The sequence below is a fragment of the Massilia sp. SYSU DXS3249 genome, from assembly GCF_053668055.1.
This window is the reverse complement of record NZ_JBSIPX010000002.1, coordinates 384,042-402,550: the sequence shown is the minus strand read 5'-3', so window position 1 is coordinate 402,550 and position 18,509 is coordinate 384,042. Positions and strand designations below refer to the sequence as shown.

The 18,509-nt window shown below is 66.0% G+C and carries 18 protein-coding genes; 8 read left to right on the top strand and 10 right to left on the bottom strand.

Translation table 11 applies throughout. From position 1 onward, the window contains the following. The first annotated feature begins 117 nt into the window (after positions 1-117). From aceE to ACWCIA_RS04050, 4 genes are all read left to right on the top strand, one after another. Positions 118-2,814 carry a pyruvate dehydrogenase (acetyl-transferring), homodimeric type gene (gene aceE / locus ACWCIA_RS04065; protein WP_454161199.1) on the top strand — a complete coding sequence of 899 codons (2,697 nt, stop codon included), beginning with the start codon at positions 118-120 and terminating at the stop codon, positions 2,812-2,814. Positions 2,815-2,905: 91 nt separating this feature from the next. After that, the gene (gene aceF, locus ACWCIA_RS04060; RefSeq protein ID WP_454161197.1) at positions 2,906-4,240 is read left to right on the top strand and encodes a dihydrolipoyllysine-residue acetyltransferase; all 1,335 of its coding nucleotides are present in this window, start codon (positions 2,906-2,908) and stop codon (positions 4,238-4,240) included. A gap of 12 nt (positions 4,241-4,252) precedes the next feature. Continuing rightward, on the top strand, positions 4,253-6,118 hold the full coding sequence (lpdA, locus tag ACWCIA_RS04055; RefSeq protein WP_454161195.1) for a dihydrolipoyl dehydrogenase: 1,866 nt from the start codon (positions 4,253-4,255) through the stop codon (positions 6,116-6,118). Between the two features lie 202 nt (positions 6,119-6,320). Then, positions 6,321-6,785 (top strand): nuclear transport factor 2 family protein, encoded by a 465-nt coding sequence (locus tag ACWCIA_RS04050; RefSeq protein ID WP_454161193.1) that lies wholly within the window; start codon positions 6,321-6,323, stop codon positions 6,783-6,785. 40 nt (positions 6,786-6,825) lie between these two features. Here the strand turns inward: ACWCIA_RS04050 and ACWCIA_RS04045 are convergent, their stop codons facing one another. Both ACWCIA_RS04045 and ACWCIA_RS04040 read right to left on the bottom strand, forming a co-directional pair. Beyond that, positions 6,826-7,155 carry a hypothetical protein gene (locus ACWCIA_RS04045; protein WP_454161191.1) on the bottom strand — a complete coding sequence of 110 codons (330 nt, stop codon included), beginning with the start codon at positions 7,153-7,155 and terminating at the stop codon, positions 6,826-6,828. A 108-nt stretch (positions 7,156-7,263) separates the two neighbouring features. After that, positions 7,264-7,938: a PEP-CTERM sorting domain-containing protein gene (locus ACWCIA_RS04040; protein ID WP_454161189.1), complete on the bottom strand. Its 675-nt coding sequence runs from the start codon at positions 7,936-7,938 to the stop codon at positions 7,264-7,266. Between the two features lie 390 nt (positions 7,939-8,328). On the opposite strand from ACWCIA_RS04040, the gene ACWCIA_RS04035 reads away from it, so the two are divergent. Further along, on the top strand, positions 8,329-8,667 hold the full coding sequence (locus ACWCIA_RS04035) for a hypothetical protein (RefSeq protein WP_454161187.1): 339 nt from the start codon (positions 8,329-8,331) through the stop codon (positions 8,665-8,667). A gap of 137 nt (positions 8,668-8,804) precedes the next feature. Beyond that, positions 8,805-9,128, top strand: coding sequence for a hypothetical protein (locus tag ACWCIA_RS04030; RefSeq protein ID WP_454161185.1), 324 nt, complete (start codon positions 8,805-8,807; stop codon positions 9,126-9,128). Between the two features lie 28 nt (positions 9,129-9,156). On the opposite strand, the gene ACWCIA_RS04025 is transcribed toward ACWCIA_RS04030, so the two are convergent. Next, positions 9,157-9,585 carry a DUF2141 domain-containing protein gene (locus ACWCIA_RS04025; protein WP_454161183.1) on the bottom strand — a complete coding sequence of 143 codons (429 nt, stop codon included), beginning with the start codon at positions 9,583-9,585 and terminating at the stop codon, positions 9,157-9,159. A gap of 123 nt (positions 9,586-9,708) precedes the next feature. Between ACWCIA_RS04025 and ACWCIA_RS04020 the strand changes: the two genes are divergently transcribed. Continuing rightward, positions 9,709-10,254: a sterol desaturase family protein gene (locus ACWCIA_RS04020; protein WP_454161181.1), complete on the top strand. Its 546-nt coding sequence runs from the start codon at positions 9,709-9,711 to the stop codon at positions 10,252-10,254. On the opposite strand, the gene crtB is transcribed toward ACWCIA_RS04020, so the two are convergent. From crtB to ACWCIA_RS03995, 5 genes are read right to left on the bottom strand one after another with little or no spacing between them, the layout of a single operon-like run. Further along, on the bottom strand, positions 10,139-11,110 hold the full coding sequence (gene crtB, locus ACWCIA_RS04015; RefSeq protein WP_454161179.1) for a 15-cis-phytoene synthase CrtB: 972 nt from the start codon (positions 11,108-11,110) through the stop codon (positions 10,139-10,141). The genes ACWCIA_RS04020 and crtB overlap by 116 nt on opposite strands. After that, positions 11,107-12,597, bottom strand: a complete 1,491-nt coding sequence (locus ACWCIA_RS04010; protein ID WP_454161177.1) for a phytoene desaturase — start codon at positions 12,595-12,597, stop codon at positions 11,107-11,109. The genes crtB and ACWCIA_RS04010 overlap by 4 nt, the downstream gene beginning before the upstream one ends. Next, complete coding sequence (gene crtY / locus ACWCIA_RS04005) at positions 12,594-13,793, bottom strand: lycopene beta-cyclase CrtY (RefSeq protein WP_454161175.1); 1,200 nt, start codon at positions 13,791-13,793, stop codon at positions 12,594-12,596. Before crtY ends, ACWCIA_RS04010 begins: the two co-directional genes overlap by 4 nt. Beyond that, positions 13,786-15,075, bottom strand: a complete 1,290-nt coding sequence (locus tag ACWCIA_RS04000; protein ID WP_454161173.1) for a glycosyltransferase — start codon at positions 15,073-15,075, stop codon at positions 13,786-13,788. The genes crtY and ACWCIA_RS04000 overlap by 8 nt, the downstream gene beginning before the upstream one ends. Positions 15,076-15,127: 52 nt before the next feature. Then, the gene (locus ACWCIA_RS03995) at positions 15,128-16,108 is read right to left on the bottom strand and encodes a polyprenyl synthetase family protein (protein ID WP_454161171.1); all 981 of its coding nucleotides are present in this window, start codon (positions 16,106-16,108) and stop codon (positions 15,128-15,130) included. 254 nt (positions 16,109-16,362) lie between these two features. Here ACWCIA_RS03995 and ACWCIA_RS03990 point away from each other — a divergent pair, with 254 nt between their 5' ends. Then, on the top strand, positions 16,363-17,301 hold the full coding sequence (locus ACWCIA_RS03990; protein ID WP_454161170.1) for an alpha/beta hydrolase: 939 nt from the start codon (positions 16,363-16,365) through the stop codon (positions 17,299-17,301). A 126-nt stretch (positions 17,302-17,427) separates the two neighbouring features. Here ACWCIA_RS03990 and ACWCIA_RS03985 read toward each other — a convergent pair whose 3' ends face one another. Together ACWCIA_RS03985 and ACWCIA_RS03980 are read right to left on the bottom strand one after the other, a co-directional pair. After that, entirely contained in the window at positions 17,428-17,613 is a 186-nt protein-coding gene (locus tag ACWCIA_RS03985) for a hypothetical protein (RefSeq protein ID WP_379784967.1), read from the bottom strand. 135 nt (positions 17,614-17,748) lie between these two features. Continuing rightward, entirely contained in the window at positions 17,749-18,405 is a 657-nt protein-coding gene (locus ACWCIA_RS03980) for a TetR/AcrR family transcriptional regulator (protein WP_454161167.1), read from the bottom strand. Positions 18,406-18,509: the final 104 nt, after the last annotated feature.

Here is an 18,509-nt window from a genome sequence, read left to right as displayed (position 1 = left end):
AAAAAGAATAATCTCACTGGTAGAATCTACCGGTTATTTTCAGGTTAGTTGTTCAATACAATCCGCCGCCGGCGATCTGGGGATCGGGGTGGGGCACCACACTAAGGAGACGCATCAATGTCAGCTCAACTCGATCAGTTGACGGCGCAGGCCGCCAACGACCCGGACACGCTCGAAACCCAGGAATGGCTTCAGGCTCTGGAAGCGGTCATCGAAAACGAAGGTACCGACCGCGCGCACTACCTTATGGAACGCCTGGTCGACCTGGCGCGCCGCCGTGGCGCCCACATCCCGTTCTCCAGCAACACCGCCTACGTCAACACGATTCCGGCCCACCTGAACGTGAACTGCCCGGGCAACCTCGAATACGAAGAGCGCCTGCGCTCGTGGATGCGCTGGAACGCGATGGCGATGGTCGTCAAGGCCAACCGCGCCGACGGCGACCTGGGCGGCCACATCTCGTCCTTCGCCTCGCTGGCCAACATGCTGGGCATCGGCTTCAACCACTTCTGGCACGCCCCGACCGAGACCCACGGCGGCGACCTGCTCTACATCCAGGGCCACTCTTCGCCCGGCATCTACGCGCGCGCCTACCTCGAAGGCCGCATCACCGAAGAGCAGATGCTGAACTTCCGCCGCGAAGTCGACGGCAAGGGCCTCTCGTCCTATCCGCACCCGAAACTGATGCCGGACTTCTGGCAGTTCCCGACCGTCTCGATGGGCCTGGGCCCGCTGATGGCGATTTACCAGGCACGCTTCCTGAAGTACCTGCACGCCCGCGGCATCGCCGACACCGCCAACCGCAAGGTCTGGGTCTTCTGCGGCGACGGCGAGATGGACGAGCCGGAATCGATGGGCGCGATCGGCATGGCCGCGCGCGAGCAGCTCGACAACCTGGTCATGGTCGTCAACTGCAACCTGCAGCGCCTGGACGGCCCGGTGCGCGGCAACGGCAAGATCATCCAGGAACTGGAAGCGGACTTCCGCGGCGCCGGCTGGAACGTCGTCAAGGTCATCTGGGGCTCGCAGTGGGACGCCCTGCTCTCAAAAGACAAGGATGGCATCCTGCAGCGCGTGATGATGGAAACCGTCGACGGCGAATACCAGAACTACAAGGCCAAGGACGGCGCCTACGTGCGCAAGCACTTCTTCGGCAAGCACCCCGAGCTGCTGAAGATGGTCGCCAACATGAGCGACGACGACATCTGGCGCCTGACCCGCGGCGGCCACGACCCGCACAAGATCTACGCGGCCTTCAAGAACGCGCAAGAGAACAAGGGCACCCCGACCGTGCTGCTGGTGAAGACCGTCAAGGGCTTCGGCATGGGCAAGTCGGGCGAGGCGCGCAACACCGCGCACCAGACCAAGAAGCTCGATGATGAAGCAATCCGCGAAATGCGCGACCGCTTCAACATTCCTATCCCGGACGACAAGCTGGCCGAGATCCCGTTCTTCAAGCCTTCCGACGACTCGCCTGAGATGAAGTACCTGCACGAGCGCCGCCAGGCCCTCGGCGGTTACCTGCCGCAGCGCCGCCAGCAGGCCGACGAGCAGCTGGTCGTGCCGCCGCTGGAAGCCTTCAATGCCGTGCTCCAGCCGACTGCAGCGGGCCGCGAAATCTCGACCACGCAGTCCTACGTGCGCGTCATTACGACCCTGCTGAAAGACCAGAGCCTGGGCCAGCGCATCGTCCCGATCCTGGTCGACGAATCGCGTACCTTCGGCATGGAAGGCCTGTTCCGCCAGATCGGCATCTTCAACCAGCAGGGCCAGCTGTACGAGCCGGTCGATAAAGACCAGGTCATGTACTACCGCGAAGACAAGGCCGGCCAGATCCTGCAGGAGGGTATCAACGAAGCGGGCGGCATGAGCTCGTGGATCGCCGCGGCGACCTCGTACTCGTCGAACAACCGCACGATGGTCCCGTTCTACACCTTCTACTCGATGTTCGGCATGCAGCGCGTGGGCGACCTGGTCTGGCTGGCGGGCGACATCCGTGCGCGCGGCTTCCTGATGGGCGGCACCGCCGGCCGCACGACGCTCAACGGCGAAGGCCTGCAGCACGAAGACGGCCATAGCCACATCATCGCCGCGACCGTGCCGAACTGCCTGCCGTACGATCCGACCTTCGGCCACGAAGTCGCCGTGATCATCCAGGACGGCCTGCGCCGGATGGTGACTGAACAGGAAGACGTGTTCTACTACATCACCATCATGAACGAGAACTACGAGCAGCCGGGCCTCAAGCCTGGTACGGAAGAGGGCATCCTGAAGGGCATGTACCTGTTCCAGGAAGGCGATGCGAACGCCCAGAACCGCGTCCAGCTGATCGGTTGCGGCACCATCCTGCGCGAATCGATCTTCGCCGCCGAACTGCTCAAGAACGACTGGGGCGTCGCCGCCGACATCTGGTCCGCTCCGTCGCTGACGCTGCTGGCCCGCGATGGCCAGGACTGCGAGCGCTGGAACATGGTCAACCCGACCGCCGAGCAGCGCGTGCCGTACGTGACCCAGCTGATGCAGAACACGAGCGGCCCGATCGTCGCGACCACCGACTACATGCGCCTGTTCGCCGAGCAGATCCGCGGCTTCATGCCGAAAGACCGCACCTACAAGGTGCTCGGCACCGACGGCTTCGGCCGCTCGGATTCGCGCGTCAAGCTGCGCGAGTTCTTCGAGGTGAACCGCTACTACGTCACCGTCGCCGCCCTGCGCGCGCTGGCCGACGAAGGCAAGATCGACATGTCGGTCGTGGCGCAAGCCATCGAGAAGTACGGCATCGATGCGAACAAGCCGAATCCTGTGACCCAGTAATGCGAGTGGTATCCGCCATTCCTGCTCCCCTCAGGGGCGCAGGAATGGCGGCAACTCTACCAAGCTAACAAAAAATAACGGAGCTAATACGATGAGCATTGTGGAAGTCAAAGTCCCGGACATCGGCGACTTCAAGGAAGTCGAAGTCATCGAACTGATGGTCAAAGTCGGCGATACGATCAAGGTCGACCAGTCGCTGGTCACCGTGGAATCGGACAAGGCCAGCATGGAGATCCCGTCCAGCCATGCGGGCGTGGTCAAGGAAATCAAGGTCAAGGTCGGCGACAAGGTTGCCGAAGGTTCGCTGGTGCTGATGGTCGAGGAAGCCGCCGGTGGCGCAGCCGCCGCGCCTACTGAAGCCGCACCTGCGGCTGCTCCTGCTGCCGCGCCGGCGCCTGCCGCTGCGCCGGCACCAGCTGCCGCTGCACCGGCTCCAGCCCCTGCGCCGGCTCCTGCCGCTGCGCCTGCACCGGCCGCCGCTCCAGCCGGAGATGCATCCAAAGCCCACGCATCGCCATCGATCCGCAAGTTCGCCCGCGAACTCGGCGTCGACCTGTCGCGCGTGCCGGGCACCGGCCCGAAGAACCGCATCACCCAGCAGGATGTGCAGAACTTCGTCAAGGGCGTGATGGCCGCGCCAAGCGCCGCCGCTGCACCAAGCAAGGGCGGTTCCGGCGTCGGCCTGGACCTGCTGCCATGGCCGTCGCTCGACTTCTCGAAGTTCGGCCCGACCGAACTGCTGCCGCTCTCGCGCATCAAGAAGATCAGCGGCCCGAACCTGCACCGCAACTGGGTCATGATCCCGCATGTGACGACCTTCGACGAAGCCGACGTCACCGACCTGGAACAGTTCCGCGTCGATTCGAACGCCGCGCTGGCCAAGCAGAAGTCGGCGGTCAAGCTGACCATGCTCGCTTTCGTCATCAAGGCCTCGGTCGCCGCGCTGAAGAAGTTCCCGCAATTTAACGCCTCGCTGAGCGAAGACGGCGCCAACCTGATCCTCAAGCAGTACTACAACATCGGCTTCGCGGCCGACACCCCGAACGGCCTGGTGGTCCCGGTCGTCAAGGATGCGGACAAGAAGACCGTGTCGCAGATCGCCACCGAGATGGGCGAACTGTCGGCCCAGGCGCGCGAAGGCAAGCTGTCGCCTGCCAACATGCAGGGCGCGACCTTCACGATCTCGTCGCTTGGTGGTATTGGAGGCACGGCCTTCACGCCGATCATCAACGCACCTGAACTGGCGATCCTCGGCCTGTCGAAGTCGGCCATGAAGCCGGTGTGGGATGGTTCGACCTTCCAGCCGCGCCTGATGCTGCCGCTGTCGCTGTCCTACGACCACCGCGTGATCGATGGCGCCGGCGCTGCACGCTTCGCCGCCTACCTGGCCGAAGTGCTGGCCGACCTGCGCAAGACCCTTCTGTAAGGAGCGCCGAGCATGAGTACTGTTGAAGTAAAAGTCCCGAACATCGGCGATTTCAAGGACGTCGAAATCATCGAGCTGATGGTCAAGCCCGGCGACACGATCAAGGTCGACCAGTCGCTGGTCACCGTGGAGTCGGACAAGGCCTCGATGGAGATTCCGTCGACCCACGCCGGCGTGGTCAAGGAGCTGAAGGTCGCCGTCGGCGACAAGGTGAACGAAGGTTCGCTGCTGCTGATGCTGGAAGAGAGCGGTGCCGGCGCTTCGGCGCCCGCGGCTGCCGCTCCTGCTGCAGCTCCTGCGGCATCGGCCGCACCTGCAGCCCAGATCGGCGCGCAGGCTGTCGCGCCGACCGCCGCTGCCGGCCCGACCGACTCGTACGCGCCGGCCCACAAGGCCGACGCCGCCGCGCCGAACGCGGTGCCTGCACCTGCCGCAGCCAGCTACAGCGGCCAGGTCGACATCGAGTGCGAGATGATGGTGCTGGGCGCCGGCCCCGGCGGCTACTCGGCCGCCTTCCGTTCGGCGGACCTCGGCATGAACACGGTGCTGGTCGAGAAGTACGCCACCCTGGGCGGCGTCTGCCTGAACGTGGGCTGCATCCCGTCGAAGGCGCTGCTGCACATGGCGCACATCATCGACGAGACCGCGCACATGAGCGCCAACGGCGTCACCTTCGCCAAGCCCGAGATCGACATCGACAAGCTGCGCGGCTACAAGGACGGCGTCATCAAGAAGATGACCGGCGGCCTGGCCTTCATGGCCAAGGCGCGCAAGGTCAACGTGGTGCAGGGCGTGGGCCAGTTCCTGAGCCCGAACCACATCGAAGTCACCGGCAGCGACGGCGCGAAGAAGGTCGTGAAGTTCGCCAAGGCGATCATCGCCGCCGGCTCCGCGGTGGTGAAGTTGCCGTTCGTGCCGGAAGACCCGCGCATCGTCGACTCGACCGGCGCGCTGGAACTGCGCCAGGTACCGAAGAAGATGCTGGTCATCGGCGGCGGCATCATCGGCCTGGAAATGGCGACCGTGTACTCGACCCTCGGCGCGCGCATCGACGTCGTCGAAATGATGGACGGCCTGATGCAGGGCGCCGACCGCGAGGCGGTGAAAGTCTGGCAGAAGTACAACGCGCACCGCTTCGACAACATCATGCTCAAGACGAAGACCGTCGGCGTGGAAGCCCTCCCTGAAGGCATCAAGGTGACCTTCGAGTCGGCCGAGGCAGGCGTGGCCGCACCGGAACCGCAGCTGTACGACCTGGTGCTGGTGGCCGTCGGCCGCAGCCCGAACGGCAAGAAGATCGCGGCCGACAAGGCCGGCGTGGCGGTGACCGACCGCGGCTTCATCGGCGTGGACGGCCAGATGCGCACCAACGTGCCGCACATCTTCGCCATCGGCGACCTGGTCGGCCAGCCGATGCTGGCCCACAAGGCGGTGCACGAGGCGCACGTCGCGGCGGAAGCGGCGTTTGGCGAGAAGGCTTACTTCGACGCGAAGGTCATTCCGTCGGTGGCCTACACCGATCCGGAAGTGGCGTGGGCCGGCCTCACCGAAGACGAAGCCAAGCAGAAGGGCATCAAGGTCGAGAAGGGCCACTTCCCGTGGAACGCCAGCGGCCGCGCGGTCGCCAACGGCCGCGACGAAGGCTTCACCAAGCTGCTGTTCGACGCCGAAACCCACCGCATCATCGGCGGCACCATCGTCGGCACGAATGCCGGCGACATGATCGGCGAGATCGCGCTGGCCATCGAGATGGGCGCCGACGGCGTCGACATCGGCAAGACGATCCACCCGCACCCGACCCTGGGCGAGTCGATCGGCATGGCGGCGGAAGTGTACAAGGGCGTCTGCACGGACTTGCCACCGGCGCGCAAGCGCTGAGCGTCAACCTGACGCAGTCATCGTAACGGGACCTGAGGGTCCCGTTTTTGTGTTCAGCCACGTCGAGAAACCGAGGGTTACTGCCCGGCTGGCAGCTGCTTTCCCACCGTTCGTCCGCACCGCATGTCGATTCGTCCGATAGCGCGTGCGCACAGGGATGCCAACTTGGCATAGTGCCGTTTTCCCTACCACGGAGGACAGCATGAAGAAAATACTGGCTGCGGCGTGCCTGGCCGCGCTCGGCGGCATGGCGCCCGCGCTTGCCGAGGATGTGCCGCCGGCACAGCTGAAGGCCGAGATCACGGCAGCCGACGCGCGCCTGTTCGGGGGGCTGAACGCGCGCGACATCGGGCCGCTGAAGGCCGGCTTCAGCCCGCGCCTCGAGTTCTATCACGACCGCAGCGGACTGACCGACTATGCCCAGAACATCGCCATCTTCGAACGCAATTTTGCGGCGCCGAACCGCATCCGGCGCGAAGTGATGCCAGACACCGTCGAAGTCTTCCCCGCCGGCCCGAACCACGCCATGCACATCGGCAAGCATCGCTTCTGCAACAAGCCATCGGCGACGGCGCCGGAAGAGTGCGGCGTGTACGGCTTCTCGATGGTGTGGGAGCGCGAGGATGGCCAATGGAAGCTGCTGCGGGTGCTCAGCTACGGGCATTGAAGCGTGGGAGGCCTGGGTCAAGCCGGCCCATGCCATACCGCTAGTCCCGGAACGCCCCTGACGCGATGCGCTCGAATCGCCGTGTCCGGAGTGGAAGTCCATCGCTGCGCGCCTGCCGGACTGCGTGTGCGTCGGACATCCTGCGCCGCTCCGGATGGGCGAGCACGCGCAGGATGGTGCTTTCGTTCACTCCGTGGTCCTTCATGAAAATCCACGCATTGATTGCGCCACATTCAAGGTCGAGCACCAGTCCGCGCTGGACGATGGCGCGCAAGTGCTCATTGAGCCGGTCGAAGTGGGGCATCGGCGCTCCTGCGCCAGGGGCCCGCGAAGGTGGATTCGACGCGGCCGCCATGTTCGGTTCTTTCATGTCTGTTCCTTGGTTTCCTTCAGCGGACCGGTACAGTCAGGAGGCCGCATGCCTGCGGCCTCCTGTTCGCTCACGACATCATGTGACCCGGGTCAGAGCGAAAGCCTGTCAGGCATTGCGGCGTGCACGGCGGCGCGCAGCGCCCAGTCCCATCGCCCCGAGGCCAAGCAAGGCCAGGGACGCCGGTTCCGGTACGTCGCTCGGAGGCGGCAGGCTGCCCTCGTCGAGCAGCGCGTAGTGGATGGTGCCGCCGAAGACCAGGAACTCACCCACGCCGTCACCCCAGAACTGCACTTTGGTGAACGACGACGTGTCGTCGAATGCGCCGACGAATACCTCGGCAAGGCCATCGAAGAACACGTCGCCGAACACTTCCGACATGCCGACCTGGATCGGCGCGCCGTCATCGAAGGAAATATACAGTGCGGACGGCTGGCAGCAGGTGCCCCAGTCGCCGACTTCGAAGCCGATCGCATTGACGGCCGAGTTGAACGTCAGGGTGACGCCGCTGGCGATGGAACCATTGCCGGTCGCGCCGAACGGCGAGATATCGATGACCTGGCCGGACAGGTTGCCGTAGGTGGTAGGCGAGAGGAAGCCCCCGCTGGTGCGCGTCAGCGTGTACGAACCGCGCGTGATACTGTCGCCACCGACCAGGTTTTCCAGCTTGTCGTGCGTCGCAGTGGCGCCTGCGGCGTCCACGACAGCGTTGTAATTATCCAGGCCGTCGGTGAGCGAGCCGAATACGGTGACGGTGGTGGCGTTCGCCGAGAGGGAAGCCATTCCCAGGAGGACGGGCAACAGAACGGAGCGTAACAAAGAATGCATTTTTTTCCCCTATTGAGTGTGTTGGAAGCCGTATTTACGGCAGAGCCCACTATGCATTTTGCATGCCAGGGTAACGATTCTTTTGTAATCATTGGTTTACGCACTTCTTTGTGCGCTAGCGAACACAGCATGTAAATTTACTCGACAATAAGTAGTCTTTTTTGAGTAACCGCTAGGAAATGTAGCGTTGCCGTTGGAAATGAAAGTATTGAGGCATCAGGCAGAGTTAGCCACTTTCAACAGATGAGTTCAGTGCTTGCTGGGTATGTTAGTCTTGCCCAGCCCGCGTAGACACAGATGAGGTTCTCCTTGCTGTCCAGACGACACTTTGCCTTAGGTATTCTCATGCTCACGACCGCCGGGAAGGGACTTGCCGCCCAGCCGCCGCTGCCCGTCATGCTGGTTCAGTACCACGTTCCCGGAAACTCGGCCGAACAGGTGGAACGCGGGTTGACCAGCCTGGTCGAACGCGCCCTGGCGAAGCTGCACCGGGTCGTCGCCATCCATTCCACGACGGGTCATGGCGCCGGCGATATCGTCGTCGAGGTCGAAATCCATTTCGAAGGCGGCGCGGGCAGGCAGGACCTGGCGGAGGTGATGCACCGGATCGCGCAGCTGGACTTCGACAGCGAGGTGCAGCCTGCTGCCGTCGCCCTGCATCTGCGGCAGCCGCGCCTCGGCTGACGGCCGGTCGGCAGCCGGGCTGCGCGCCGCCAGTGATTCTCACATTGCGCTCAGGCGCGCGCTTGCTATGATGAAGTAGCGTTCAGGCGGGTTTGAAAACCGCGCCAGCGCACCATTGCGTGTCACAGGAGACTGACATGGAAGAGCACGGCAAAGAATACGTCGGGACGGTCTTCGTCCTGCCCGAATCGCGCGCCTTCGAGCTGAAGACGACCATGAACGGCGTGCCGGTCACGCTGCACGGCACCGTCGCCCAGCACCTGGCGGAACAGCTCACGGGGCACGCGCCGGCCGACGAGACCATCGACGTGCGCCAGCTGGCGATGCAGCCGCGCCGGGTCGAGGTGCTGACGCGCGACATCCACGAGCGGCACCGCGCGCCGCGCAGGGTGCACTTCCTGATGCGCGTGCTCGACGGCGGCGTGCAGCCGAACCACCGGGATGCGTCGGCCACGGCCTGAAGCGCGTTCGTGGCCCTGACGTCAGGTCTTAGCGCAGGCGCACACTGGTGACGAGCGGCGCGTCGCCCAGCTCGATCAGGGCGTCCTCGAAGCGGGGCGGGCCGAACTTGCTGCGCGCGTCGCGGCTGAAACCGTAGGGTTCCTTCGGGATGCCGACCAGGTTGCGGTCGAGTTCGCCATTATCGTTTTCGTCCTGGTAGGCGAGCACCGCCCAGGTGCCCGGGGGCACGTCCTTGACGACGACGGTGGTTTCGCCGGCGCGGGCCGGCGCCGAGGCGCTGTGGGCGCATTGCTTCAGGAAGCGTTCCTTGTCGCAGACGGCGACGTTGACCTTGCCCTTCGCGGCCGTGATCCCCGAGACCCGGACTTCGATGTTGCCGGCCGAGGCGGTGAGGACAGGCAGGAGCAGGGCGCCGCCGAGGAGGCGCGACAGGACGGGGCGGGACAAATACATCATTGCGTTTTTCCTTCTCCAAATTGTTGTGAATTAGGCCGGCGCTGCAGGACACACCGGAGCCGTGCGCGCATGCCCCTATGGTAGGCTGTTGCTATCTCTTTTTCCTGCGCACCCGCTGCATCCATGCTGCTCAATACGCTCATCGTCGTGGCCACCATCGTGCTGATGGAAGTGTTTTCCATCGTCGTGCACAAGTACGTCATGCACGGCTTCGGCTGGGGCTGGCATCGCTCGCACCACGAGCCGAGGACAGGCTGGTTCGAGAAGAACGACCTGTATGCCGTCGTGTTCGCGGTCGTGGCGACCGTCCTCGTGTATTTCGGCGGCAAAGGCGCCTGGCCGCTGCAGTGGATCGGCGTTGGCATGACGGCCTATGGCCTGCTGTACTTCGTCGCGCACGACGGGCTGGTGCACCGGCGCTGGCCCTTCCACATCGTACCGCGCAGCGGTTACGCCAAGCGCATCTACCAGGCGCACCGCCTGCACCATGCGGTGCCGGGCAAGGATGGCGCGGTGTCCTTCGGCTTCCTGTACGCGCCGCCGGTCGCCACCCTCAAACGGCAGTTGCAGGCGCTGCATGGCGGGGCGCTCCAGAAGCAGCACCCGGACGCTGCCACAGATGCGCAGGACGCTCCTGCGCCGCGCCGGCACGCGAAGCAAGCGCGCTGACGCCGCCCTTCGCCAGCAGCCACAGCTTGGTGGCCTTGGAGGTGCCGACCCGCTCGTCCCAGGCGCGCGGTCCGCGTGCCTTGACCTCGATCCCGATTTGCCGGTACACGTTGCGCGCGGTGGCGATCGCCCAGGCCGAACGCAAGGGCAGGGCCTGGACGCCGACGGCCGCCGAGTCGTAATACGGTTCCGCATGGTCGACCAGGCGCGCCGCCACCTTCGCCAGCGGCACGCGGTGGCGCGGCAGGGCAACTTCATCGAGGGAAATGCCCGCCTCGCGCAGCCACTCGGCCGGCAGGTAGCAGCGCCCGTTGCGGGCGTCCTCGACGATGTCGCGCGCGATGTTCGTCAGCTGGAAGGCCAGCCCGAGGTCGCAGGCGCGGTCGAGCACCGCCGGGTCCTTCGCGCCCATGATCGAGGCCATCATCAGGCCGACGACGCCGGCCACGTGATAGCAGTAGCGCAGCGTGTCCTCGATCGTTTCGTAGCGCGCGCCCTCGACATCCATCGCGAAGCCGTCCAGGTGATCGAAGGCGAAGCGCGGCTCGATGGCGTGGCGCAGCGCGACTTCCTGGAAGGCGGCAAAGGCCGGGTCGTGCATGGCGTCGCCCGCATAGGCGCGCGTGGTCTGCTCGCGCAGCACCATCAGCTCGCGTGCGGCATCGTGCGGGCTGGGCGCGACGGTATTGAGCCCCAGTTCCTGGCCGTCGACCACATCGTCGCAATGGCGGCACCAGGCGTAGAGCATCAGCACGCTGCGCCGGGTGGCGGGGTCGAACAGCCTGGCCGCCGCCGCAAAACTCTTCGAGCCGACCTTGATGGTTTCGGTCGCATGCTCCAGCAGCGCCTCGCTCATGCCAGCGCCTCCTCGATCATCAGGCCGGCCGTGGCCTTGGCCGAACCGATCACGCCCGGCACCCCGGCGCCGGGGTGCGTGCCGGCGCCGACCAGGTAGAGGTTGCCGAGCTCCTTGTCGCGGTTGTGCGGGCGGAACCAGGCACTTTGCGTGAGGATGGGTTCGAGCGAGAAGGCCGAGCCGACGTGGGCGTTGAGCTGGTCGCGGAAGTCGAAGGGCGTAAAAATGCGGCTGGTGACGAGCTGGCTGCGCAGGCCCGGCATGTAGCGCTTTTCGAGATAGTCGAAGATGCGGTCGCGGTAGAGCGGGCCTTCGACTTCCCAGTCGATCGGCGCATTGCCGAGATGGGGCACCGGCGCCAGCACGTAGTGGCTGCCGCAGCCGGGTGGCGCCAGCGACGGATCGGTGACGCAGGGTGCGTGCAGGTAGAGCGAAAAATCCTCGGCCAGGGTGTCGCCCTTGAAAATCTCGTCGATCAGTCCCTGGTAGCGCGGCCCGAAGCAGACCGTGTGGTGCTGCAGTTGCGAATGATGGTGGTCGAGCCCGAAGTAGAGCACGAACAGCGAATTCGAAAAGCGCTTCTTGCCGAGACTGGCCGCCTCGCTCACGCCGCGCGGGTGCTGGCCCAGCAAGGACTTGTAGGTATGGACCACGTCGGCGTTCGAGGCAACCGCGTCGGCCGGGAACAGGCGCCCATCCTCGAGGCGCACGCCGGACACCCGGTTGCCGCTCGTTTCGATCTGCGCCACCGGCGCATTGAGCTCGATGCGCCCGCCGATGTCCTCGAACAGGCGCACCAGGGCTTTTACCAGTGCCCCGGTGCCGCCGCGCGGGAACCACACGCCCCAGCGCCGCTCGAGTGCGTGGATCAGGGTGTAGATCGACGAGGTGGCGAAGGGATTGCCGCCGACCAGCAGAGAGTGGAAAGAGAAGGCCTGGCGCAGGTGCTCGTCCTGGACGAAGCGCGACACCATGCTGTAGACGCTGCGCCAGGCCTGCAGGCGCGCCAGCTGCGGGCCGGCGCCGATCATGTCGCGGAAGGACAGGAAAGGAATCGTGCCGAGCTTGACGTAACCCTCCTCGAACACGGCTTTCGAATAGGCGAGGAAGCGGGCGTAGCCGGCGACGTCGGCCGGGTTGCGCGCGTGGATCTGGCGGTCGAGCGCTTCCTGGTCGTTGGCGTAGTCGAAGTGGCTGCCGTCTTCCCAGCACAGGCGGTAGAAGGGCGCGACCGGCAGCATCTCGACATAGTCTTCAATGCGCTTGCCGGCGGCCGCGAACAGTTCTTCGATACAGGACGGATCGGTGATGACGGTCGGGCCGGCGTCGAACACGAAGCCCTGGTCTTCGTAGACGTAGGCGCGTCCGCCGGGCTTGTCGCGCTTTTCCAGCAGCGTGGTCTGCATGCCGCTGGCCTGCAGGCGGATCGCCAGGGCCAGCCCGCCGAAGCCGGCGCCGACCACCACAGCTTTTTTCGAAGCATTCATTCGGAATTCCTGATCTGGTTCGGATGGATCTTGCATGCGGCAGACATGGCCTGGCGCACGGGTACGGGAGGTTTGCCGGTGAGGACGCGCGCCTTGTCCGCCAGGCGCAGGCGCCCGGCATAAAAGCGTGCGATCAGGGGCGCCGGCAGCCGGTAAAAACGCTGCATCACGACCCAGCGCCTGTCGGCGCTGCCGGCCAAAAACAGCATGCGGTTGAGCAGGCGGAAGAAGCGCTGGCTGCGCCATTCGGCTTGTGCTTCGTCGCGGATGGCGGCGAACAGGGCGGGCGCCGACAGGTCGCCCAGGCGCGCGATGCGTTCCGCCAGGCGCACCGCATGCGGCAGCGAGTAGCCGGTGGTCGCGTGGAACAGGCCGGCGCGCAGGCCGGAACAGGGCTGGCCGTCGAGGTCGGCCCAGAAGCCGTCGATGTCGCCCGCCAGCACGATCGGCAGCGAGCCGTGTTCTTCGCGGATGACTTCCTCGATGCGCCAGCCGCGCGCGGCCGCATAGGCGGCGATGTTGGCGCGCAGCCGCTGCGGCTCCCATTGCCTGGAATCGACGTAATGGGTGTCCTCGATCAGCACCCGGTCGGGGCCGAAGGGCAGCAGGTAGACGAAGCGGTAGCCGCCCTGCTGCTCGACGCTGGCATCCATGATCACCGGGGCGTGTAAACCGTGCGGGGCGGCCAGCTTCACTTCCTGGCCGAGGAAGGTCTGATAGCCCAGGGCGAGGCGGCTGCTGGCGCGCATGCCGCGCCCGTCGATGACGGCGCCGGCGTGCAGGGTCTCGCCGGTGCCCAGCGTCACCCAGGACGGGCCGAGCGCGCTCACTTGCACGCCGGTGCGCAGCGTGCCGCCCAGGGCAGCTTCGATCACGTCCGCAAAATCGTCGGAAGCGATGCTGGCATAGCCGCTCTCGAGCGTGCGCGCATAGCCGGGGAAGACCACGTCGTAACGCGGCCAGCGCGTGCCGACGAGCGGCGCCAGCCAGGCGCGCTGGGCGGCATCGAGGTCGCTGTCGTGGAAGGACCAGGTGTGGTTGCCGCCGATGCGCGCGCCGCTTTCCAGCAGAAGGATTTGTAGATCCGGGCGCTGGCTGCGCAGGCGCCAGGCGATCAGGCCGTTGGCGAGGCCGCCGCCGACCAGGATCAGGTCCCAGGTCGCCCGTTCCGGTTCAGGGATGGCGCGCCTATCCATGGACGCTCTCCGCGGGCTGCCTGATCCGCAAGGCCTGCTCGACGATGTCGGCGGCACGCGCGGTGCCGCCGGCTCCCCGCACGCTGTGCGCCAGTTGCACGCTGCGTTCGCGGAACGCCGGTTCCTCGAGCAGGCACCCGAGCTGGCGCCCGAGCGTGGCGGCACTCGTAAAACGGGCCGAGGCGCGCAGGCCGACGCCGGCATGGACGATGCGCGCCGCCGCACCGGGCTGGTCGAAGGCGATCGGCAGCGCCAGGATGGGCGTGTGGGCGGCGATCGCATCCATCACCGTGTTCAGGCCGGCGTGCGAGACGACGGCGTCGGCGCGCTCCAGCACGGCCTGCTGCGGCGCGAAGGCGCAGACCCAGTCTGCCCCGGCCTGCCGCAGCGCCTGGGCCTGGCGCGCGTCCAGTCCGCCGCAGTGCGCCACCAGCAGCTGCACGCCGCGCGCGCGGCAGGCTTTGGCGATGCGTTTGAACAGGCCGAGGCGCTGGCCCTGCAGCGTGCCGAGCGAGGCGAACACGAAAGGACGATGTGGATCGATGTCGGGCAGGGCTTCGATGTTCGCAGGCGCCGTCCCTTCGGCGCGCAACGGCCCGACGTGGTGGAAGTGCGCCGGTAATTCCTTGCGCGGGAACTCGAAGGCGGCCACGGTCTGGCTGATCTGCGCCAGCGGCGACAGGCATTCGTGCAGGGCGCCGCGGCTTGGGACGCCCAGGCGCCGCGCCTCGCCTTCGATGGCCTGGCGGTGCGGCGACATCATCCAGTCGTAGACGCGGGTGCTGCCCTCGACGACCTGCAGCGCGCGTTCGCTGTCGCTCCAGGCGAAGGGCATCACCGGCAGCGGGATGCCGGGCTCGCGGTTGACCGGCAGCGCGCAGGCCACCGACACGAAGGGCAGGCCCGTGCTCTCGGCCACCAGCCCGGCGGCCGCTTCCATCTGGTCGCCGATCAGGGCGTCGATTTTCAGGGCTTCGATGGCAGCCGGCAGTTCGCGGCATAGCATGGCGGTCGTCTGCGCCATGTCGACGATGACGCGGCGCAGCCCGAGCGGGCTGCCCGGATTGGCCGCGCGCCTCAGGGACGCAGCGAGCGACCCGGGCGGATGGCTGGCGCCACCCAGTGCGCGGAAGCCGATACGGGCATCGCGCACATACGCGGACGCATCCGCCTGCTGCAAAAAGGTGACGCGGTGCCCGCGCGCGACGAGGGCGAGGGCGAGCGCGGACAGCGCGCTGAAGTGGCTGTAGAAAGCGGGGGCCACCACGCCGAAATGGGCCATGCGATGGTCCTCGTCTAGGCGTCGTGGCGGTGAATGCGCGGTGCCCCAGCGCTCAATGGTGCACCTGGCGTTCGGCCTGCGCGGCCTGCGCGGCGGCGGACCGGAAGCCGGCGCCGCCCGCGAACAGGGTGTCCACGAAACGGCGCGTGCGCTGCTTGCTGCCGATGGCGTCGGTCAGGTAGCGGTCGGCGTCGTCGAGGTGGGTCGCCAGGCGCTGGCGCGCTTCCTCGAGGCCGAGGGCGTTGATGAGCGTGGCCTTGCCGAGGTCCTTGCCGGTGTCCTTGCCGGTGACGGCGCTGTCGTTGCCGGGGCCGTCCTGGAAATCGTCGCGGATCTGGAAGGCGTGGCCGGCCGCCAGCGCAAAGGCGCGCAGCGATTCGGCGACGCACTCGTCGGACTCGGCGACGATGGCGGCCATGTCGACCGAGACGCCGAGCAGCACGCCGGTTTTGAGTTCGTTGGTGGTGGCGATTTCCTCGGCGGTGCGCTGGCCGCCGCTGCGCAGGTCCTCGAACTGCCCGCGCACGAGGCCCTGGGCGCCGACCGTCTCGGCCAGCTTCGCGACCAGGCGCGCGCGCACCAGCGGCGGAATATCGGGTGCGGTCGCCAGGATGCCGAAGGCGCGGCTGAGCAGCGCGACCGAGGCCAGGATGGCGACGTCTTCGCCGAACTGGACGTGGATGGTCGGCTGGCCGCGGCGCAGCATGGCGTTGTCCATGCAGGGCATGTCGTCGAGGATGAGGGAAGCGGCGTGCACCATCTCGACCGCGCAGGCGATGTCGACCAGGGCAGGGGAGGAGCAGCCGAGGTCGCGCGCGACCAGCATCAGCAGCAGCGGACGCATGCGCTTGCCAGCGCCGAGCGTGCCCGCGCGCATAGCCCGCGCCAGCAGGTCGGCGTCGCTGCCGCTGTCGGCCAGGAGCTGCGCGATGCGCTCTTCGAATTCGCGGCGGATGGTGTCGATTTCCGCCAGCCAGGGATCGCCGCGTTTTTCCAGGTCGAGCCCGTTGAACCGTCGTGTCGTGGTAGTCATGCGCCGATCCTTTTGCCGAGAGTGTGCAAAAAATTGATGAATTCACCATGGATGATAGCGGAATTCATCCTCTGTGGCCGTCAATTGTTTCAACTGTGCGGTGGTCGTTTATGCAAGAGATTTTCGTCAATTTCGGCATTTGTTTGGGGCGCTGGAGGCACCTGCGCACCGCGGGCCGGTCTGTTGGTCCTGTTTGTCCCGGGACAAGCGGCGCAAGGCATAATGCTGGCTCAACAATATCCAGGGGAGTGTGCATGAGATCGTTCCTGACAACCTGCGCCTGCCTGCTGGCAGGCGTGCTGGCCTGCGTGCCGTTTGCGGCGCCGGCCCAGGCGCAGGCGCGCGTCGCCGTCGGCAGCCTCGAGCGGCTGGCGATGGTGCCGTCGAAGTTCATCGATCCGCGTCCCGTCGAGGTGTGGCTGCCGGAGGGCTATGCCGACAAGGCGCGTGCCGGCAAGCGCTTCAAGGTGCTCTACATGCACGACGGCCAGATGCTGTTCGACGCAAGTACGACCTGGAACAAGACCGCCTGGAACGTGCACGAGGTGCTGGCGCGCCTGGTGCGCGAGGGGAAGGTCGCGGACACGATCATCGTCGGCGTCTTCAACATCGACAAGCAGCGCTACATCGAATACTTCCCGCAGAAATTCCTCGACGAGATGACGCCCGCCGCGCGCGGCGCCTTCCTGCGCGATGGGCTCAAGGGCAGTCCCCAGGCCGACAACTACCTGCGCTTCCTGGTGCAGGAACTCAAGCCGCTGGTCGACGCCCGCTACGCGACGCGCACCGGGCCGCTCGACACCGTCACCATGGGCGCCAGCATGGGCGGCCTGATCTCGGTGTATGCGATGGCCGAGTACCCGCAGGTATTCGGGGGCGCGGCCGGCCTCTCGACCCACTGGCCCGGCACCGGCAAGCCGAACGCGCTGCTGCCGCTGGCCGCCTACAACTACCTGAACCGCAAGCTGCCCGCGCCGCAGGGACACAGGCTGTACCAGGACCACGGCGACCAGGGACTGGACGCGCTGTACGCGCCCTACCAGCGCTTCGTCGACCAGATCGTGCGCGACGCGGGGTACACCGATGCGCATTACCTGAGCAAGGTGTATCCGGGGGAGGACCACAACGAAAAGGCGTGGAACCGGCGGCTGGAAGTGCCCTTGGTGTTCCTGTTGGGCGAAGCGGGGAAGTGAATGGCTTGCCCGCTGGGTGGCCGGGTTGATCCGCTTGCAGCAGGTGTTCATAAAAAAAATGCCGCCGGGTGCAAGCCGGGCGGCATTGTTTGTGTGGTGCGCGGCCTCGGCACGCGCCTGGATCGCTCAACTGTAACTGGTCCAGCTTTGCGGGATCTCGATGTGGCCGGACTTGGCCGCGTCGGCATACGCGCGCATTTCGGCAACGACTGCTTCCAGCTGTTCGTTGCCCGGGTTCTGGAGAAAGCCCTTCATGCGCTCGTGCAGCGAAGCCTGCTGGTCGCGCCATTCATAACGGGAAGTCTTGCTCATGCGACCCCCTTACAGCCAACAGCCGTGATGTTCTTGTAGATATCCATGACACCCTCCTTATTTTGAGGCTACCAGTCTCGCATAGGGGCCTGCACCACATCAGTGCGATGACGCACACTGCCCTCCGGCGCCGGCCTACCTGAGCACCGCCCGGTAGAACATCTCGAGCCGTTCGCCGAGCAGGCGATGGGCTTCCTCGCGGGCCGGCTGCGCCTCCGGAAACACCAGGCGCGCGATCGGATCGCCGGAAATCCAGCCGGTGAGAAAACCAGGCAATTGCTCAAAGGAGAGGTCAGTGCGCAATTGCGCGCGCACGTCGGGCCGCGCAAAAAAGCGTGCCAGCATGTTGCCGGTCAGGCGCGGGCCGGAACCATAAAAGGTGTCGGCCAGTTCCGGGTTGCCCGGCGCCTCGGCGATCACGACGCGCTGCATGGCGATGGCCTGTTCGTTGCACAGCAAGTCGAAGAACTGGTGCGCGAAATCGTCGACCACCTCGCGGAAGGGGCGGGTGTCGTGCTCCATGTCGCGCATCGGGAAGAAACGGTCGCGGCGCGATTCGAGCACCGCGGCGAGCAGGCCGGCCTTGCCGCCGAATTTGACGTAGATGGTGCGCACCGCGACCCGCGCCGTGCGCGCGATCGCTTCCAGGCTGGTACGCGTGTAGCCGTTCTTCAGGAACAGCGCGGCGGCCGTGTCGATCAGGTCGTGCATGCGCGCCTCGACGTCGCTGGCCTTCGGCCGTCCGGCGCCGCGCAGGCTGGTCGTGGCAGTGGCCGGCGATGGTTTGGTCATGGCATTACTCATGGGCCTTACTTTACGGCAGCGACAAATGAAATGCAACCGTTTCATTTCTTGACGAACCCGGCCGCTTGCCGAATAATGGCGGACACTGCATA

Bases quoted from the DNA above. Each gene is read 5' to 3' on its own strand.
- ACWCIA_RS04050 (WP_454161193.1), top strand. From the start codon at position 6,321: ATGAAGAAAATACTGGCTGCGGCGTGCCTGGCCGCGCTCGGCGGCATG.
- ACWCIA_RS04040 (WP_454161189.1), bottom strand. From the start codon at position 7,938: ATGGCTTCCCTCTCGGCGAACGCCACCACCGTCACCGTATTCGGCTCG.
- aceE (WP_454161199.1), top strand. From the start codon at position 118: ATGTCAGCTCAACTCGATCAGTTGACGGCGCAGGCCGCCAACGACCCG.
- ACWCIA_RS04000 (WP_454161173.1), bottom strand. From the start codon at position 15,075: ATGGCCCATTTCGGCGTGGTGGCCCCCGCTTTCTACAGCCACTTCAGC.
- crtB (WP_454161179.1), bottom strand. From the start codon at position 11,110: ATGAGCGAGGCGCTGCTGGAGCATGCGACCGAAACCATCAAGGTCGGC.
- ACWCIA_RS04045 (WP_454161191.1), bottom strand. From the start codon at position 7,155: ATGAAAGAACCGAACATGGCGGCCGCGTCGAATCCACCTTCGCGGGCC.
- crtY (WP_454161175.1), bottom strand. From the start codon at position 13,793: ATGGATAGGCGCGCCATCCCTGAACCGGAACGGGCGACCTGGGACCTG.
- lpdA (WP_454161195.1), top strand. From the start codon at position 4,253: ATGAGTACTGTTGAAGTAAAAGTCCCGAACATCGGCGATTTCAAGGAC.
- ACWCIA_RS04035 (WP_454161187.1), top strand. From the start codon at position 8,329: ATGCTCACGACCGCCGGGAAGGGACTTGCCGCCCAGCCGCCGCTGCCC.
- ACWCIA_RS04020 (WP_454161181.1), top strand. From the start codon at position 9,709: ATGCTGCTCAATACGCTCATCGTCGTGGCCACCATCGTGCTGATGGAA.
- ACWCIA_RS03990 (WP_454161170.1), top strand. From the start codon at position 16,363: ATGAGATCGTTCCTGACAACCTGCGCCTGCCTGCTGGCAGGCGTGCTG.
- aceF (WP_454161197.1), top strand. From the start codon at position 2,906: ATGAGCATTGTGGAAGTCAAAGTCCCGGACATCGGCGACTTCAAGGAA.
- ACWCIA_RS04025 (WP_454161183.1), bottom strand. From the start codon at position 9,585: ATGATGTATTTGTCCCGCCCCGTCCTGTCGCGCCTCCTCGGCGGCGCC.
- ACWCIA_RS04010 (WP_454161177.1), bottom strand. From the start codon at position 12,597: ATGAATGCTTCGAAAAAAGCTGTGGTGGTCGGCGCCGGCTTCGGCGGG.
- ACWCIA_RS03985 (WP_379784967.1), bottom strand. From the start codon at position 17,613: ATGAGCAAGACTTCCCGTTATGAATGGCGCGACCAGCAGGCTTCGCTG.
- ACWCIA_RS04030 (WP_454161185.1), top strand. From the start codon at position 8,805: ATGGAAGAGCACGGCAAAGAATACGTCGGGACGGTCTTCGTCCTGCCC.
- ACWCIA_RS03980 (WP_454161167.1), bottom strand. From the start codon at position 18,405: ATGACCAAACCATCGCCGGCCACTGCCACGACCAGCCTGCGCGGCGCC.
- ACWCIA_RS03995 (WP_454161171.1), bottom strand. From the start codon at position 16,108: ATGACTACCACGACACGACGGTTCAACGGGCTCGACCTGGAAAAACGC.